Raw genomic sequence first — 19175 nt, forward strand, 5'->3', positions numbered from 1 at the left:
TTGGTATGCAAAGTAAAACAATTAATTGTAATTTGGTGTTGCAACACATGTACCGCATTCTCTTTTATATTTCAGGCACCCAATGTAATGCCGCGGATAAACGGCCTACAGGAATTCCTTTGCCATTACATCAAACTATAATACAGGTACTTTACTGGCCGGCTGGTATTAAAAATCGTTGAATGCACCCAGTGAATGGAAATGCATATATTTGATTTTCGTAAATAGATTAAGTATGAAAATTGCATCACTGAAAGACTTTTATGACGCAACTGCTTCCCTGATCCCGGAGAATATCAATAAAGAGATTGGCCACTTTAATATATTCAGGATTGCAGATATTTTTGCTTCTAAAAATACGGTAATGCCTTATAACAGAAGAGCTTACTATAAAATAAGTCTGATCAATGGCAAAAACAGGTCCGAATATGCAGATAAAGTGGTGAACATAGAGAAGAAGGCTTTACTGTTTGCTACACCTAAAATTCCCTATAATTACATGCCGCAGGATGATGAACAGTCGGGCTTCTTCTGCATTTTTACAGATGAATTTCTGGCCAGGAGTAAAAGTGGAATTACCCTGGAAGAATTACCAATTTACCAGCCGGGAGGTTACCCGATATTTGAACTGACAGACGAATCTTATGAAGACATTAGTTACATCTTTGAGAAGATGTTTAAGGAGTTATCTTCGGATTATGTTTATAAGTACGACCTGATCCGTAATTACGTGCTGGAACTGATCCATTTTGGACAAAAGCTGCAACCAGCTTCAGCATTATATACTGTACAAAATGCTGCTACCCGTGTGTCCTCACTGTTTATAGAACTGCTGGAACGACAGTTTCCCATAGATTCGCCCCGGCAGAAATTACAGCTGCGTTCTGCCGGCGATTATGCCGATCAGCTGGCTGTGCATGTAAATCATTTGAATAAAGTACTGAAAGAAAATACAGGTAAAACAACGACGGAGATCATTTCCGCAAGGATGATCCAGGAAGCGAAGATCCTGTTAAAACAAACCGACTGGAGCATTTCTGATATTGCCTATTGCCTTGATTTTGAGCAGGTAGCCCATTTCTCTACTTTCTTTAAAAAACAAACATCCATGACTCCACTTGAATTCCGTGGCGTATCGGTATCGTCTTAAATCAGTTCTTCCCTGGTTAAACAAAAATGGAGATTCTGCAGCTGGTGTACATGTACAATGGGCCGGCCATAAGGAATGAGTCCGGAGGGCGAGTCCGTGAGTAGTTGAAATGAATAACCGTCATCCCGGATATATAAGCTGTCTTTGTGACTATACTTATAAGAGAATACATTTTCATCCTCCCCGTAATCCTTGTCTCCTTTCACATACCCAAAGGCCAGCAAATGATCTGTTTCTAACATAACCGGGTTCACTTTATCCAATGGCAGCTTGCTTTTAGGTAAAGAAGAATTATAGATAAACCCATCCAGCACACCTTCTACTTTAAAGGTCGTTTCTATCAGGTACAAATTATAGTACCATACAAGGTTTCCTATTCGAACATCGGCTTCCTCTATCATAAAACAACTTTTATTCCTATGCAATTATACTGGTATATTTTGTATTATGATGACAGTGGGACTAATATTTGATTTTTGAAGATGATGGATTGATGGCTTAAAAGCATTGAGTGAGGAATCAGGTGGTTTATTCCTGTAGCGTAAAAGTAAAACAATAAAAATAGGGTGCATACTTTTAATACACCCTATTTTTATTGTTCTGCTTTTTAATAATCTATTTTAGGGATCTGAATGTAGTATTCGTATAGGCGGAATCAACATTGCCTGCAAATACCATAATGCCCGCTTTGGTGCCAACGGCTGGGTGCCATGAAGCGGCTGTTTTTGCATTCTCTAAGGTGTTGTATACTTTTGCAACTCCTATCATTGTTTTAGCTGCACCTATAGAATCAGACCATCTGTTAAAGCGGGTTACATTATTCTGAAAATACCCCATGTCCTGAACAAAGTTGAAGTATTGCGCCACATCACGTGATTGTCCAATTGCATATCCTGCCCGTCCTCCTGTGAATATTGCCGCAGTATAAATCGTATAATTACTATCAGGAGAAAGAGGACCGTAATATTTCCCCAGCTCTTTTACTAATGAAATAAAATTACTGTTGGCAGGTGTATTGAGCATATGCTCAACATCAAGGGCAATACCATCAAGATGTAGTGAATCAGTAATACAGTTTTTTATAAATGTGGCGAATTGCTGATAATCCAATGCCTGTCCTTTGTAATCCGTAAATGGAGTAGTGGTGTTCCAGGAATTGGCATCATCTACATTCATCAGTACTTTAACGCCTGATTTCTGTAAGATCCTTACATGGTCAATGATTGATTTATAGGAATGATAGTTTGGGTTAACAGTCAGTATATAACTGTCACTTTTGCCATAGTGAGCAGAGTCTGCCATTTCCCAGGCAGTTCCTTCAAACAGTACTACCACATTTGCGCCGGTTGCAAAGTTGGTGAGCGGAAGCAGGTTAGGAGTGGCATCAAACGCATAATAAGCCACTTTAAAAGGAGGGCTGGGTATTTTTACTCTAACGGGCACACTGTCAGTACCCGGAGTAACCGGTACAATCTCTTTTTTCTTACAGGAAATAATGCTCATCGCACAGATGAAGATACATACGTAGAACTGTTTTTTCATTGGAGGTATATTTTAGGGGATAGGAACGCATTCTTATGGTAAATTCTTATAAATTTCACTGACCGGTTTACCAGCTGCCGGGTAAAATATACTACAGAATGCATTCTTTAAAAGGCCGGAACTAAATCTGAAGCGGGAAAATAGTTGTTTTAACTCTTAATTATTAGCATTAATATAATAGAACTGTTGCGCAATAAATAACCTAACTTTAGTACCATCGTGCTTTAATCGTAGTAGCCCCAAGATACATTTATGAAAGAAGTACAGTATATTATTGGTATTGGTGCTTCGGCAGGAGGGATGGCCCAGATCAACACCTTTTTCGATTACACTCCTCTGGATGGTGTTTCCTATATTATTATTCAGCACTTATCTGCCGATCATAAAAGTATGATGTCTTCTCTGCTGGCCAGGCATAGCAAGCTGAATATCCTGGAAGCAGAACACGGAATGCTGGTAGAGAAAAATAAAGTATATCTTATTCCCAGCAAAAACAGGATGACTATTAAAGATGGCCGGCTGTTACTAACCGATAAAGAGAAAGGTGTAAATTTTACCATTAATACCTTTTTCGCTTCACTTGCGGAAGAAAAAGGAGATAAAGCTATTGGCATTATCCTTTCAGGAACAGGAGAGGATGGCACGGAAGGAATCAAAGCGATCAAAAATTCAGGTGGACTATTAATGGTAAGTAAACCGGAATTAACGGAGTTCGACCAGATGCCATTGAGTGCCATTGCTACAGGACTGATAGATTATATAGTGTCTCCGGAACAGATGCCTCAGTTCATACAGCGATACGTGAATGGAAAAATATGGAAGGCAGACATGAATATTGATGAAGAGGATGAGAAGGTAATGATGGCTATTACCAAACTGATAAAAGATAAATTGCCGGAAGATTTTTCCGGATATAAAAAAGCAACCATACTCCGGAGAATAAAGAGAAGGGCTTCCCTGTTAAACTTTGTTAATATAGAAAGTTATCTCGATGTGCTGAAAAAAGATACGGCTGAATTACAAAACCTGGTTAAAGATTTTTTAATAAGTGTGACATCATTTTTCAGAGATAAAGCTGCTTTCCGGATTTTAGAGGAAAGTATTATTCCGGACATAATAGCAGGTAAAGAGAATGAAGATATAAAAATATGGGTGGCAGGTTGTGCAACAGGAGAAGAAGCCTATTCTCTGGCAATATTGGTGCGGGAACAGTTAACCGTGGCAAATAAAACGAATAAGATAAAGATCTTTGCAACAGATATCGACAATGAAGCATTACTGGTTGCCGGAAAAGGATACTATAGTGAAAATATTGAAAAAGATGTATCGCCGGAAAGATTGGCCCGTTTTTTTTCCAGGGATGGCAAAGGATATAAGGTGAAATATTCCATCCGGGAGATGCTTGTTTTTGCTCATCACGACCTGGTTAAAAATCCTCCTTATTGTAACATCGACTTTATAAGTTGCCGTAATCTACTAATATACATGATCCCCACACTGCAAAGGAAAATATTGAACATGCTGCATTTCGGCATGCGATATGGGGGATATTTATTTTTAGGTCCCAGCGAAAATGTGACCGACTTTACTTCCGACCTGGAAGAAGTAAATAAAAAATGGAAGATCTATAAAAATGTTGTAGCAAAAAGGAGCATGAGTCTGGAGACTTTTACACCTCCTGCATTAATGGGGGGAAAACTATACGTGATGCCTCCGAAAATGCTGCATAAAAGAAAGAACACAACACTTCATGTCAATACAGATATGAATATCCTGATTGAGATGGGATATTCCGGTTTGTCGATCGATGAAAATAACCAGGTGTTGAATGTATTTGGAGATAGTACCCGGTTCCTGAGCCAAAAGATGTTCATTTATCATCTGCCCGATCTATTGTCAGAATCTCTCCAGATAGCATTTGTAACGGCTAGTATAGAAGCCGATAAAACAAATAAATTAATATCGGTAAAAGGAATTAAAATAGAAGGTGTCAACTCACCTGTTACGTTATCAGTAAAACCTTTAACCGTCAATGAACAAGGTGATAAAACGAGATTAATCCTGTTTTTGGAAGAAGATACAGATAGCAACACAAAACAAACATTTACATTTAATGAAAGCTTTTTTACAGATAAGTATACGGTAAATATTAAGGAGGAGCTTAAAGAAACTAAAGAGAAACTGGCTTCGACCCACGAGATACTGAATGTATCCAATGAAAATATGCAATCGTTTAATGAAGAATTACTTTCTGCTAATGAAGAAATGCAAAGTACCAATGAAGAGATGCAGTCGGTAAATGAAGAATTGCAAACCATTAATACCGAATATCAGTCTAAGATCAGGGAGCTTTCTAATCTTAATGATGATTTGAATAACTATTTCCGGAGTAACGTGAACGGACAAATATTTGTGAATAAAGAATTACAGCTGATGAAATTTTCGCCGGGAGCAGAAGCTCATTTTAACCTGCTTGAAATTGATATCGGGCGTCCTTTAAGTAATATTTCAACTAATGTTAAATTTGAAATAATTGAAGCCGATATCAGGAATGTATTGACAGACGGACTTGTAATTACCAGGGAAATGCAGGCTATTAACGGGAAGTGGTTCCAGGTAATGACCATGCCTTATCTGCGTAATGGTATTAACGAAACCGATGGTGCCATTATTACCTTCAACGATATTTCGGAATTAAAAAAGATCCAGAAGGAACTTTCAAACAGTAATAAGATCTTAAAAACTATCAATACAGATCTGGATAACTTCGTTTTTGCTTCTTCTCATGATCTTCTTAACCCAATGAATAATATTGAGCAGATCATTTACTTCATAAAAGAAAGGGATAAAATATCAGACGATGAAACAAATGAATATGTAAAGATGTTGTCAACGGCCGTTGGGAAATTCAGGGGCGTAATTAAAGAGATGGCAACAATAGGGAAAATGGAAAGTGAAATGTTTACCCTGGAAAATATTAGCATTGAAGAGATCATTGAGGAGATTTTAGAAAGTATCAAGTGGAAAATTTCATCGGACCGTGCTACTATACAAACCTTCCTGGAAGTTAAAAACATCCATTTCTCCAAAAAGAATTGCAGAAGCATGATCTACAATTTAATTAATAATGCGTTGAAATTTAAATCTCCTGTCAGACCCCCTGAAATTGTAATTTCAACGAAAGACCAGCCTGATTATATTCTTTTATCGGTTAGGGATAATGGTATTGGAATAAGTAAAAGCAAAATTGACAGCATCTTTAAAATGTACAAACAAGTGAATGCGGGCTCAAAAGGGCAGGGATTGGGTTTGTTTCTGATAAATAAAATTATTGATGGTTCCGGAGGAAAAGTGGAGGTTGAAAGTGAACCGGGAGTTGGTACCGAATTCAGACTATACATAAAGAAGAAAACAATTACTCAGGACGTTGATAGTCCCAACTACATTGAGCTTGTTTAAAGATTGTACCATTTAAATTGATACGAACATATTTCTTATGAATTTTACCGGTCAATTTATCAGCTTCCCGGTGAAATATGCTCCATCAACAGCGATATTTGTTTTATTTTGAAGAAAAAAACAATGAGGAGATTCTTATTATGCCTCCTTTTCCTTTATTGCGGAAACGTAGCCGGACAGCAATATAATTTTACTCCGGTAGATAACTACCTGGAACAAAACGCTGAAATTTATAAAGATAATGTAGTAGTGCTGGTATCTCAGCATGGGAAACTCATTTACAAAAAAGAAATTAACCTGCGGGCGACTGACAGGCGGGTAATTGCTTCTGCTTCCAAATGGTTATCCGGCGCAGTGATTATGGCATTGGTGGATGATGGGAAGTTAGCCTTAACAGATACTGTCGGTAAATTCCTGCCTATCTTCACCTTGTATCATAAGGGAAATATTACAATCAGGCAGTTGTTCTCTCATACTTCCGGTTTTCCGGGTAATTCACCTGAACGATATGAATACAGCCGGATACTGACTATGGCGGAGGCCGTAGATTCGATTGCTGTTCATACGGCCATGATCCATCCGCCAGGTACTACATTTAATTATGGGAGTGTAAGTATGCAGATTGCCGGCCGGATAGCGGAAGTAGTTACTGGCAAATCCTGGCAAACGCTGTTCAACGAAAAGATAGCTATTCCCTGCGATCTGAGTGCCAGTTATAATATGCTGATGAATTTTCGTAACCCATTACTGGCAGGTGGTGTCCGCACTTCTGCGGAAGACTATCTGCATTTCCTGGAAATGATTGTCAATAAAGGGCGGTATCATAACAAGCAGGTTTTAAGTAAAAATGCGGTTGAAGAGATGTTAAAAGACCAAACCAATGGTGCTGTTATTGACGATACTCCTTATCTGGTTAATCCTTATTCACCTACGCCGGACAAGCCTGTCAGATATGGTATCGGAAACTGGATTGACGTGGTTACTCCATCGGGGCAGGTACTTGAAACCAGCAGTCCGGGTGCTTTTGGTACGCATCCGTGGCAGGATGAAAAAAACGGTATCGCTGGTATTATCTTTACGCTTTCAGATATTAAAACTACAGCCAAATATAGTCTTCGCATCCGGGAAATGATCCGGGGGATTGTTGCCCATAATGTCACAGCAGAGTAGTGGGATTAGATGATTTCTAATAATCAATAAATACACTGCGCCTGCCTGTTTAGTTTTTTAACTTAGCTTTGGAATGAGATTTTAGATTAGATGTTTATTGAACTTCACCTGTTCATCACGGCAGACAAGGTGTATTTATTAATCATTAGCAATCCCGCTTTATCAGACATTTACTTAGTTCCGGAATTACTCCATCCGAAAGTTCCGAAGTTACCTGGAAAGATATCTTTACTGGATTGCTAATAATCAATAAATACACTGCGTCTGCCTGTTTAGTTTTTTAATTTAGCTTTGGGATAATATTTTGGATTAGATGTTTATTGAACTTCACCTGTTCATCACGGCAGACAAGGTGTATTTGTTGATCATTAGCAATCCCCGCTATATCAGACCTTTACTTAGTTCCGGAACTACCCTATCCGAAAGTTCCGAAGTTACCTGAAAAGATATCTTTACTGGATTGCTAATGATCAATAAATACACTGCGTCTGCCTGTTTAGTTTTTTTAATTTAGCTTTGGGATAATATTTTGGATTAGATGTTTATTGAACTTCACCTGTTCATCACGGCAGACAAGGTGTATTTATTAATCATTAGCAATCCCACTTTATCAGACCTTTACTTAGTTCCGGAACTACTCCATCCGAAAGTTCCGAAGTTACCTGAAAAGATATCTTTACTGGATTGCTAATGATCAATAAATACACTGCGTCTGCCTGTTTAGTTTTTTAATTTAGCTTTAGAATGAGATTTTGGATTAGATGTTTATTGAACTTCACCTGTTCATCACGGCAGACAAGGTGTATTTATTGACCATTAGCAATTCCACTTTATCAAACATTTACATGTATTACTTTAAAGTCCTGAAGGTTTCGGGTTCTATGTAGCATTGGATTATAGCTGTAGCCCCTAAGTTCTGTAGCTTTCAAGATTCTATGTAGTATAGGATTATACTGTAGCCCCTAAGTTCCGTAGCTTTCAAGGTTCGATGTAGTATAGGATTATAGCTGTAGACCCTAAGTCCCGTAGCTTTCAAGGTTCAATGTAGTATAGGATTATAGCTGTAGACCCTAAGTCCCGAAGCTTTCAGGTTTCATGGATTTCTCTGATTTTAAGATGTTGTCCAGTTTTCTAATCATCATCTTCCAACACAAATAAATCTTCTACAGATATCCCGAATACTCTGGCAATTTTTATGGCCAATATACAGGATGGCATAAATTTCCCCGACTCTATCGAGTGGATGGTTTGACGTGATACCTGTGTTCTTTCAGCCAGATCCTGTTGAGATAAATTAATACGAGCTCTTTCTACTTTTATAGTATTCTTCATAATTGTACGTATTCTTCATGCAGGCAAGTATAATTTATGCAGGCAAGTATTCTTCATAACTGCTTTTCAATACAGCCCAATTAATTATCAGCTTGATTATACCTATTTTTTCCAATGCAGCTGAACCGTCCCTAAAAAAATACTTAAGCCTATAAGTACCACAACAGCTAATGAAAGCTGGGAAGGGTGATGTATTGCCATATAAGGAATTGTTCCTCCTGCCAGAGCACTTATTATCGTTGTCCAAATAGTAAATGTTTTAAAGTTCTTTTTACCATATACTGCTAACTGCTCTTCATTAAGATAAACGATCTGGGAATCCCTGTAGAGACAAAGCCGGAACAGCAGCAGATAATATCCTTGCATAATAAGCGTGAAAATTAACAGGTTAGGGCTATCTTTCATAATTAAACCCATTAAACAAGCCAATATAACCATCGTGCGAAGAGTATGCTTTGAGACATAATTCTTAATTCTTTCAATTCGTTCATCCTCATTTTTTGTCTGGCCGAATATAATTGGTGCAATTCCCCAATTCAAAAGAAATAAAAGGATTTTATTCAAGGTCATGCCCATAGAATGAATAATGTCTATGAGGGTATTCCCAAAACTGATCCGCAGTATTAAATTATAAATAATTCCCTCTATCCAGGGAGAGAACAATAACATCAAAAGGGCTGAAAAAGAGATAATTATCCCTGCTTTTTTATAAGGTTGCCAAATTTCGTATGTCGATTTTTTCATAAGAAATGTAAAGTTTACTTGTCAAATGTAGCTAATACTTTACATATTTAACCCCTTTTTAAAATAAATCTTATAATGACTTCCTTGTTTTTTTATTATGGGTTAACAAACAATCTGTTATATTATTTGTTATAATTCTCGCTGTTATAAACCGTCATGAGAAATATATACAAAGAATTATGAAGTATTTAATGATCAGACAAACATATTTATATACACCAATCATCAATCTTATAAATATTAATGATCAGGCAAACATATTTATATACACCAATCATCAATCTTATAAATATTAATGACCAGGCAAACATATTTATATACACCAATCATCAATCTTATAAATATTAATGATTGAAGACAAACATATTTATATACACCAATCATCAATCTTATAAATATTAATGACCAGGCAAACATATTTATATACACCAATCATCAATCTTATAAATATTAATGATCAGGCAAACATATTTATATACACCAATTATCAATCTTTTAAATTAATGTTATGGAAAAATTAAGTGCCAAAACAAACGCGTTGAATTGGTTTGAAATACCAGTTACCAACACTGCAAGAGCAAAGAAATTTTATGAAACTATCATGGATGTACAGATGGATACACAAGAAATGATGGGCATGGAAATGACCTCTTTCCCGTATGATATGGAATCAAATTCCGGTAAAGTTTCTGGTGCACTTGTAAAAAGTGAAATGCACAAGCCAGATATGGATGGAGTTATTGTTTATCTCAATGCCAATCCTGCGATACAAACAGTTTTAGATAAAATAGAGGCTGCTGGCGGCAAGATAATTATGCCCAGAACACTAATTAATGAACAGATAGGCTATATGGCCTTCTTCACAGACTCAGAAGGCAATCGTATGGCACTTCATGCAGGAAATTAAGATTTGGTTTCATTATGAATGAAGTAAATAGAGCACGTGAAATTGCTTATAAAAATAGAAGATGATGTCTCAAAACTATATTTTCTTTTTCAACATAAAAACTCAATGAAACCTACATAGATAAAGTTTACAAACGAGGACGAAAATCTTTTAATCCGGTCAGAAACCATTATGTTAAGCTATTTTATAAATTGATTGATTTATTACTATTGGGAATAGACCCTTAAAAAAGAGGCTGTCAAAAGTAATGAACAGCCTCTTTTTATTCGGGTACCTGATGGAGACGCATAGTCATTTACGCGATTCTCAGGTCCTATTTTTATTTTTTACAACCTCTTTTTTTGAGACTATAAAATTTTCTGTGTTACTGGTTTAGTGTTACTGGTTTAGTATTACTGGCTTAGTATTACTGGCTTAGTGTTACTGGCTTAGTGTTACTGGTTCTGTGTTACTGGTTCTGTGTTACTGGTTCTGTGTTACTGGTTTAGTGTTACTGGTTTAGTGTTACTGGTTTAGTGTTACTGGTTTAGTGTTAATGGTTTATTAGGGAGTATAATCTGGATAAGCCTTATTATTTATTTACCATACAACGGGGTATAAGGTTGTATACTGAATGACAATGTTGCTGGTTTAAAAGGAATATAATACTGAGGTAACGGAATAGGTCCGCAACTGGCATTCCCAACACCCAGTTGGGCTTTATCCAGGCTCAGAATAGTTTCCGGTCTACGTTGCAACTGATATAGATGCGGGGCTGCCCATAGGTCCTGATCCGTATAATGCAGCGCTGTAAAACTCAGATGATCATCGGCCTCAATCATGATTCCCTTATCATCCTGATCTGTGAGTTTTACCCAGCGAACGTCTTCCCGGTTTGCCATTCCTTGTGGACGTTCGTATTGTTCCAGCATATTATCTACTGTATGTTGGTATTGTCCTATCTCTGCTGCTGTTTTCCTGTCCGAATAGTTTTCAAATGGACCACGACCATACCATTCTACATTTTCCAGTCCTGGGTTCAATATCATTCGTACTCCAAGGCGGGGAATAGGCAAGCCGCTGGTATCCGGTATAAAAGTAGCATTTACCTGTACTAACCCATTACCATATACGGTGTATTTCATTTGTGTAACTACCTTGAATCCTGAACGGGTTGCTGCAGTAGTAGCTGTTATAATTTCAACTGCTTTACTGTTTAGCGCTTTTGCTGTAAAACTATTCAGCGTATACTTCAGACTATCGTAACCAGCTTCCATCCATTCAATAGCAGGACCTCTTTCTTTAGTACGGTCATTATCCAGCCTGGCACGATAGAGGTTAAATGCTGGCCCGTTTTGAGCATTGCTGATGATAATACGGTCGCCGTATTGGAGAGTGCTGATATTACCTGTAGTTTTATCAAAGGCAATGGAACAATCTTTCCCGTTTACTGTTACCATTGCATTATCCTGATGCAGATTTATTTCTGGCAATTCAGTAATGTTAAATGCTGCTTTCGGGATGGTAGGAAAAGGAACCTTCATTTGTTCCCTTGCTATTTCTGTTCCTTGTTTTGCCCACAACTTATCTTCACGTAGCCTGAATGCTACTTTCAGCCAATATTCAGCACCAGGAGCTAAAACAGGATTTTTGAAAGGAATAGTTACAATGATAGAATCATTGGGTGATAGTTGTACAGGAGGTAATGTGCCTGACTGAATCACATTACCATTTTCTGATAAGGTCCAGGTGCAATCAAAGTTTTCCAGATTCAGAAAATCATATTTATTCCTGATGGCAACACGTCCTGTTTGTCCGTCAATCATGCTGATCTTCACATACTGGTATACCTTTTTAACGTCTTCCATTTTAGGAGTGAACTTTCTGTCTGATGTAGTAAGTCCTTTAATACTGAAAGTACCGTCATTAGGCTTGTCGCCGAAATCACCACCATAAGCAATAAATGTTTTACCAGTGGTATCGCCGGGAATCCGTTTGTTAACGCCCTGATCTACCCATTCCCAGATACAGCCCCCAATCAGGCGTTTATGAGATTCAATGGCATCCCAGTATTCCTGCAGGTTGCCTCCGGAATTGCCCATCACGTGCTCATATTCGCACATGAAGAACGGCTTGGAAGATGTTTTTTCTCCTTCAGAGATTAACGTGTTCACAGAAGGATACATGGTAGATTCAATATCTGCTATCTCGTTATATCCTTCATAATGGATAGGCCGGGAGCTGTCTATAGCCAGTATGGCGGCTTTGCCTGCAACAAAATTTTCTCCTCCCCAGGATTCATTACCCATAGACCAGATAATAACTGAAGGGTGATTCTTGTCACGTTCTACCAGTCGTACTTCTCTGTCAACGTATGCATTTTTCCATTTGGGATCTTTAGTCAGCTTGTCGCCCATACCATGTGTTTCCAGATTCGCTTCATCTATCACATACAAACCGTATTGATCACAGAGTTGATACCATAGCGGATCATTCGGATAATGACAGGTACGTACAGTATTGATATTACATTGTTTCATCAGGATAATATCCTGTATCATGGTGGCTCTGGGTACAGCTTTGCCATAGGCCGGATGTACTTCATGACGGTTCACGCCTTTCAGCAATACGGGTTCTCCATTCACCCACAGGCGACTGTCTTTTATTTCTACTTTTCTGAAACCAAATTTAGAAGAAAGCGTTTCTAATATTTGTCCTTGTTTATCTTTCAGAGTTAATAGTACGGTGTAAAGAATAGGTGTTTCAGCAGACCATAACGCCGGTTGTCTGGTATCTGCCTTTAGCGTATATGTTTTTGCAGATAAGCCTTTGAGCGGTCCTAGCGGCTGACTGGTACTGATATACAATTTACCGGAAGGATCATACACTTCTACGCCGAGTGTAGCCGCTGTTATTGTTGTTTTGTCATCATTCTTTAAGTCCGTTTTTACAGAGAAGACAGCTGATTTAAAATCGGCTGAAAGGTCTGATTGCAGGAAATAATCCTGTATATGCATCTTTGGTTTTGCATACAGATATACGCTTCTGTGAATCCCGCTGAAACGGAACATATCCTGGTCTTCCAGGTAACTACCATCACTCCATTTGTATGCTTCCACTGCTACCAGGTTCTTTCCCGGTTTTATATATTTTGTGATATCGAACTCCGCCGGGTTAAAGCTACTCTCACTATAACCAACTTTTTGTCCGTTTATCCATACATACATCGCACTGATAACACCATCGAAGTGAATGAACATTTCTTTTTCATCCCAGTTAGCCGGGATTTCAAACTCTCTGCGGTAAGATCCTACAGGATTAGGTTCTTTCGCCGTTGTCCAGTCGGCAGGTACAGCACCCATTACCCTTGGAGGATCTACTTTAAAGGGATATTCAATGTTTGTATAAATGGGAGTACCATAACCCTGCATTTCCATATTGGAAGGTACAGGGATGGTAGTCCATTTTGTAACATCAAAATCCGGTTTGTAGAAATCGAGTGGTCTTTCCGATGGTTGTTTTACCCAATGAAATTTCCACGGACCGTTTAACGAAATGTACCAGGGTGATGTTTGTGGTACATCCTGTAATGCCTGTTCCTTGCTGGAATAAGGAATACAGATTGTGTGAGCAGCTTCTTTGTTAATACCTGATACCTGCTCATTTTCCCAGTCATGACTTTGCGCATGTACAGCCGCATGACCCGCTGTCAGGAGACATATTACAACTCCTAATGTTTTGAGACCCATTTTCCTGTTTTTATATTTACAATCAATAATGTTTAGTCAAGCTCTCGCAAGAGCCTCCTGTTAGTGCAAAACGGTTATCATCTCCCGTAATCGATTCTGTAAGAAATCTTCTCTTTGATAAACTATAAACATTCACTTTTGCCCCGAAAAAATGCAAGCACAATAATGAATTGATTCAAAGTAATGTCAGCAAGCAGCCCGAATATGTGAGGATTCAGGTGGGCAATTGCGGGCCTTAGCCATTTGACACACGATTGATACTGTTCAATAAATATTCTAAAGCCCATACGCTTGTTAAAGCCAGATAGAATTACTACCAAATGGGTGCAGCCCGCAATCACTCACCTGAATCCAAAGGGAAGGTATAATCTTTTCCCGGACAGAAATGACTTACAATCAATAACATTTAGTTACGATTATCATCCTTCTTAATCTACTCTGTAAGAAACCCTCAGTTAAACAGGAGACTCCTAACAAAGTTGATAAACTATAAACATTCACTTTGGCCCCGTAAAAAATGCAAGCACAATAATGAAGTGATTCAAGGTAATGTCAGCAAGCAGCCTGAATATGTGAGGATTCAGGTGGGCAATTGCGGGCCTTAGCCATTTGACACACGATTGATACCGTTCAATAAATATTCTAAAGCCCATACGCTTGATAAAGCCAGATAGAATTACTACCAAATGGGTGCAGCCCGCAATCACTCACCTGAATCCAAAAGGAGAGTATAATCACCCTCCTGAATCCAAAGGGAACAATAAATATTATTTACCTCCAAGATTAGCTTTAACCAGTTTTACAAAAGCATCTGGTGTTACCACCCGTACATTGGAATTTAACCCGTCGACCACCGTTTTAATGTTGGACAAGTCTTTTGTCCATGTGTGTACAAATACCAGCGTATACCCTGATGCGTTAGATGGATCTGTAGGACGTGAATTGATATTGCTGATTACAGTAGCTTCTTCTTCCAGTCCTGCCCAGAGGTTATCCCTTGCTTCTATAACAGGTTTACCATTCTCTGAAAACTGGATGCTTCCATTAGGAGCTTCTCCATAGCCGGTATAAATCAATCCGTCTATATTACTATGCGAGAGGTATTTATTCCAGAGGTCCATACGCCCGATAACACCCTGATCCAGTATGTTCACAATGCGGAGGTCCGACTTGTCCATGAAGGTGTTCAGCCTGTCGAGATATTTATTCAGAGAAGCTGCCGGCATTTTGCTGGGGAAGGTATAACCACTTCCGCTGGGCCCAGCTACAAAACAATCTTTGGCAGATGCATTTTCATAATACCAGCGTAATGTAGCAGGAGCAAGGTCTACCAGCGAAGGACTAATAGTATATCCCATATTAAAGGTACCCCGGATTGGATTACTGAAATAATTCTGTAACGACCAGAGATCATATGCAATGTTATCTCCATCGCTTACCAGGAATGTTACATAATGTACATTACTTTCAGTCACCGGTGTTGTCGATGCTTGCTGACGAATAGGGTTAGGATCGTATATGCTGCTCAGTGGCGCAAGGTTAGCTGCCAGATCTGTAGGCAACATTACAATGCCTGCCTGGGCCGCATTAGATACCATAGAGAATTCCTCCTTCCCGTATCCAAAACAAAACGCCTCAGGATCAAGACCCTGTAACACTGTTTTACGCCAGGTGGTTTCCCCATCATAAAAAGTAAATGCATTGGTGAGTGTAATGTAATCACGCAGATGATGATTGATAGTAGGTGTTAATTCAGCACCCAGGGCTTTACTAAAAGCAGCCGGATAATTGCTGTATACCCATTTCTCATCACGCGTACGAACATCGAGCTTGCGGGTAGTGATACCAGCAGAACGTACCGCCGATTCCAGACTTGCATCTACCGCGATGGCATTCATTGGACCGCAAAGAGAAGTTGCAGCTGTAAGCGATCTTTCATTGGTGGCACGGTTATACAGCACATACCCCTTTATTTTTGATTTAAAGTGAGTGAGAAGATCTGTCCAGGTAGAATAGTTACTGATAGTAATTCCATATTTACTGTTGAGGTAATTTACCCATACAGTAGAAGGACCACCTTCATCGATATATATCTGATCGGAAGAGGTTTTGGCAACGAGCCCCTGTAAGGTAGCCACCAATACTTTCTGTTCGGCAGACAGATTGTTGCCGCTGATCACACAAATGGATTTCAACGCAGTACCTTTCTGATGGAGTACTCCTTTGTTCAGCAACAATGTATTCTTTACTATACCTGTATCTGTTGGATTAACTGTAACGGCGGTTGACTGGTTATTTGTTTTACTACATGCAAAACATCCAATACCAGCTGCTACGAATAGGGTGAAGACGACTCTTTTCTTCATGTTTAGAATATTTGTATTTCAGCAATATTGGTACTGTTAGTAGCGTATACTTTTGTCACGGTTACTTTCACATACCTGGCCTGTTTCAATGTGGAGACGAAATATTTATACCAGGGTTGACCGGCATCGTGAGGAATATCCTTAATACCGGCAACATCATCCCAGGTAACATTATCTGCACTTACAGACACTGTAATATCATGAGGCTGACCATGACCATCAGTTTGCCAGTCGCCTTCAAAATAACGGTCCATAATACCGATACCATGTACCGGTTTTATTTCACCCATATCAATGATGATATAATGAGGGGGAGCTGGTTCCCCGCCAGACCATTTTGAATTCCAGAAGGTAGAAGGATCTTCATCAATGGCCGCTTTTGCAAGGCCATTACCTCCGCCTTCTCCGGGTTCTTCAGTAGAAAAACCGGCAATGGTCCAACCGCTTTCATCATAAGGTTGCATACTTGCCGGATCGGCAGTACCATTTACAACGAAATAAGTAGTTTGCTGATAAGAGCTTACTGCTGCACCGGAAATACTTTCTATGCTTACCGGGATCATATAATCCTGGAAAGGATCTATTTTATCCTTTGCCAGGATTTTAAGAGATACATTGCCTGTGCTTGTAGCTCCTTTAGGAATGGTAGCAGTAGCCTGCAGCTCATAACTGCCAGCAGGCAATACAGGATAACTGGTACTGTTTTCAGTATTAAATTTTGCTACCAGGGAAGTGTCTGCCTTGAAATGTATGGTAATATCATTAGCAGCGTTTAGTCCGGATACAGAAGGATAATCTGTTCCTACTATTACCGCACTGTAGGAAACGATAAACGGAGTATCTGCAATAGCAAATACTTCTTTTACAATACCGTTCCCTGCTTCCGGCATATATACTGCCTTAGCTGTATTATCATCTTTTTTGCATGAGGTGATTAAAGCACCTGCTATCAAAAAAATATATAGATTTCTCATGACTGTTTTTTTGTTTACGATTAATAGCCTGGATTCTGTCCGCTTACCCATCCGTCTTTACCTCCGCTTTGTTCCCGGATCTTGTAATTGCGATCCAGCACATGCTGAGGTATTGGCATGTAATACATTTTAGGAAGGAATATACGGTTGCTCACATTCGTACGGGTGTAAACGAGCGTGCCGTTGTTAGATGTTATCACCATGCTTACTTCGGGGCGGTTTAACACACCGGGTGTTCCATCAGCCATTTTATCTGCAATCTTCCAGCGCAGTACATCCCACCAGCGTTTATCTTCAAAAGAAAGTTCTACACGGCGTTCGCGGTGAATGATCTCCCTCATTTTATCCTGGCTTACAGTGCCATAAGTGGCTTCTACTGTAGGCAGGTTATTGTCGCGGGTTCTTACTTTATTTACAGCAGCCAGCACGTCGGGCGTAGGGCCGTTCACTTCATTTTCTGCTTCGGCAAAACTGAGCAGTACTTCTGCATAACGGAAAAACATATAGTTTTGATAAGAGGTGCTGTTAGCCCTGTTATCGCTGCCCAATATGCTTTCATCGAGTCTCTTACAAGCATAATAACCGGTATGGGTAACGTCGCTGCTATAACCCAGATCTATTTCATTTTCGGTACTGCGTCCTAGTCCCACAACCGTTTTGATAGTATCGCCCTGCCATTCGCATCCATTAAAAAGAATCGTTTGATAGAAACGTTTTTCCCTGTTCGCGTATGGATTCTGCGGATCATAACCGGAGCCGGATTCATTTATTGCTTTCCCGTTTGCCATAGAGAATTCATCTACCAGTTCCTGTGTAGGCTGAAAGTTGCCCCATGCCATTTCTGTTCCGTTTATGATTGTCGGGCCTTCTTTACCTTCCAGTTGTCCGCCTTTACCCGGCATGTACTGACGTGCAAAAATGGACTCCAGACTATTATTAGCCGTTTTCAGGAATAAGGTTCTGAAGTCGGGGTACAGGTCATACATTCCAAGATCTATCACCGCTTTGTTAGTCGCCGATGCTTTTTTCCATTTTTCCAGGTCTCCCGCAGGACTAGCAGCATTGCCTGAATTCCTTAGCGGACTGGCTTCATACAATTCACACCATCCTTTCAGAGTAAGCGCAGCACCTTTGGTAGGTCTTCCCGGATCGGCCTGTTTCAGTGGTAAGATTTGCGCTATTTCTCCCAGTTCGTTTGTAATAAACTGACAGGTTTCTTCTTCTGTACTTCTTGGAATATAGATGCTATCACCTTGTGTAATATTATCCAGTGTTTTTGTGATAACGGGAACACCACCATATGCCATCCATAACCAATGATAGAAGAGTGCCCGGAGGAAGCGAACTTCAGCAATCCTTTCTGTTTTATAATCGTCCGGCAGTGTTGAGGCAGTTACTTTTTCAATGAAGAGATTGCATTTTCTGATCTTCTCATAATTACCTGTTTTGGAATCGTTGTTATTTTCTTTCCCCCAATACCACATATCCCAGGGGCCGCGTGGCAGGTTGGAAGGCGTAACATTTGCCGTACGTATATTGGAGTATCCCTGCATCCAGGTAACGCCTACATCGGAGTTGTCGGTGTATTGATCCAGGTGTTCCGTTTCATTATTGATATCCGGCATCTGGTTGTATATATCATTCAGGAACAGGTCTGCATTAGCAGCGGAAGCCCATACAACATCATCGCCCACACGATCTCTTGGTGATACTTCCAGGTAATTTTTTTTACAGGCTATCATCGCTGCACACATAAGAACAATGAGACAGCTTTGTTTTATAGTGATCATTTTTCTTTCAATT

General features: G+C 39.3%; 12 protein-coding genes. 4 read left to right on the forward strand and 8 right to left on the reverse strand.

Going from position 1 to position 19175, the window contains the following annotated elements:
• Positions 1 to 235 precede the first annotated feature (235 nt).
• A complete protein-coding gene (locus tag BM176_RS15835; protein WP_090104668.1) occupies positions 236 to 1150 on the forward strand; it encodes a helix-turn-helix domain-containing protein in 915 nt (304 codons plus the stop codon).
• Here the strand turns inward: BM176_RS15835 and BM176_RS15840 are convergent.
• A complete protein-coding gene (locus tag BM176_RS15840) occupies positions 1147 to 1551 on the reverse strand; it encodes a hypothetical protein (RefSeq protein WP_090104670.1) in 405 nt (134 codons plus the stop codon). The genes BM176_RS15835 and BM176_RS15840 overlap by 4 nt on opposite strands.
• Before the next feature lie 214 nt (positions 1552 to 1765).
• Positions 1766 to 2692 carry an EndoS/ChiA family endoglycosidase gene (locus BM176_RS15845; RefSeq protein WP_090104672.1) on the reverse strand — a complete coding sequence of 309 codons (927 nt, stop codon included), beginning with the start codon at positions 2690 to 2692 and terminating at the stop codon, positions 1766 to 1768.
• Between the two features lie 252 nt (positions 2693 to 2944).
• Between BM176_RS15845 and BM176_RS15850 the strand changes: the two genes are divergently transcribed.
• Both BM176_RS15850 and BM176_RS15855 read left to right on the forward strand, forming a co-directional pair.
• On the forward strand, positions 2945 to 6151 hold the full coding sequence (locus BM176_RS15850; protein ID WP_090104674.1) for a CheR family methyltransferase: 3207 nt from the start codon (positions 2945 to 2947) through the stop codon (positions 6149 to 6151).
• A 123-nt stretch (positions 6152 to 6274) separates the two neighbouring features.
• Positions 6275 to 7321, forward strand: coding sequence for a serine hydrolase domain-containing protein (locus BM176_RS15855; protein WP_090104678.1), 1047 nt, complete (start codon positions 6275 to 6277; stop codon positions 7319 to 7321).
• Positions 7322 to 8452: 1131 nt separating this feature from the next.
• On the opposite strand, the gene BM176_RS15860 is transcribed toward BM176_RS15855, so the two are convergent.
• A complete protein-coding gene (locus BM176_RS15860) occupies positions 8453 to 8653 on the reverse strand; it encodes a helix-turn-helix transcriptional regulator (protein ID WP_090104680.1) in 201 nt (66 codons plus the stop codon).
• Positions 8654 to 8755: 102 nt separating this feature from the next.
• Positions 8756 to 9397, reverse strand: coding sequence for a hypothetical protein (locus tag BM176_RS15865; RefSeq protein WP_090104681.1), 642 nt, complete (start codon positions 9395 to 9397; stop codon positions 8756 to 8758).
• A gap of 508 nt (positions 9398 to 9905) precedes the next feature.
• Here BM176_RS15865 and BM176_RS15870 point away from each other — a divergent pair.
• Positions 9906 to 10304, forward strand: a complete 399-nt coding sequence (locus BM176_RS15870; protein WP_090104683.1) for a VOC family protein — start codon at positions 9906 to 9908, stop codon at positions 10302 to 10304.
• 575 nt (positions 10305 to 10879) lie between these two features.
• Here the strand turns inward: BM176_RS15870 and BM176_RS15875 are convergent.
• From BM176_RS15875 to BM176_RS15890, 4 genes are all read right to left on the reverse strand, one after another.
• Complete coding sequence (locus BM176_RS15875) at positions 10880 to 14032, reverse strand: beta-galactosidase, LacZ type (RefSeq protein WP_090104685.1); 3153 nt, start codon at positions 14030 to 14032, stop codon at positions 10880 to 10882.
• 767 nt (positions 14033 to 14799) lie between these two features.
• The gene (locus BM176_RS15880; RefSeq protein ID WP_090104687.1) at positions 14800 to 16398 is read right to left on the reverse strand and encodes a GxGYxYP domain-containing protein; all 1599 of its coding nucleotides are present in this window, start codon (positions 16396 to 16398) and stop codon (positions 14800 to 14802) included.
• Positions 16399 to 16400: 2 nt separating this feature from the next.
• Positions 16401 to 17372, reverse strand: a complete 972-nt coding sequence (locus tag BM176_RS15885) for a BT_3987 domain-containing protein (RefSeq protein WP_177230423.1) — start codon at positions 17370 to 17372, stop codon at positions 16401 to 16403.
• 20 nt (positions 17373 to 17392) lie between these two features.
• Positions 17393 to 19162, reverse strand: coding sequence for a RagB/SusD family nutrient uptake outer membrane protein (locus BM176_RS15890; RefSeq protein ID WP_090104690.1), 1770 nt, complete (start codon positions 19160 to 19162; stop codon positions 17393 to 17395).
• Positions 19163 to 19175 lie beyond the last annotated feature (13 nt).

This window comes from Chitinophaga sp. CF118 (genome assembly GCF_900112615.1).
GTDB lineage: Bacteria > Bacteroidota > Bacteroidia > Chitinophagales > Chitinophagaceae > Chitinophaga.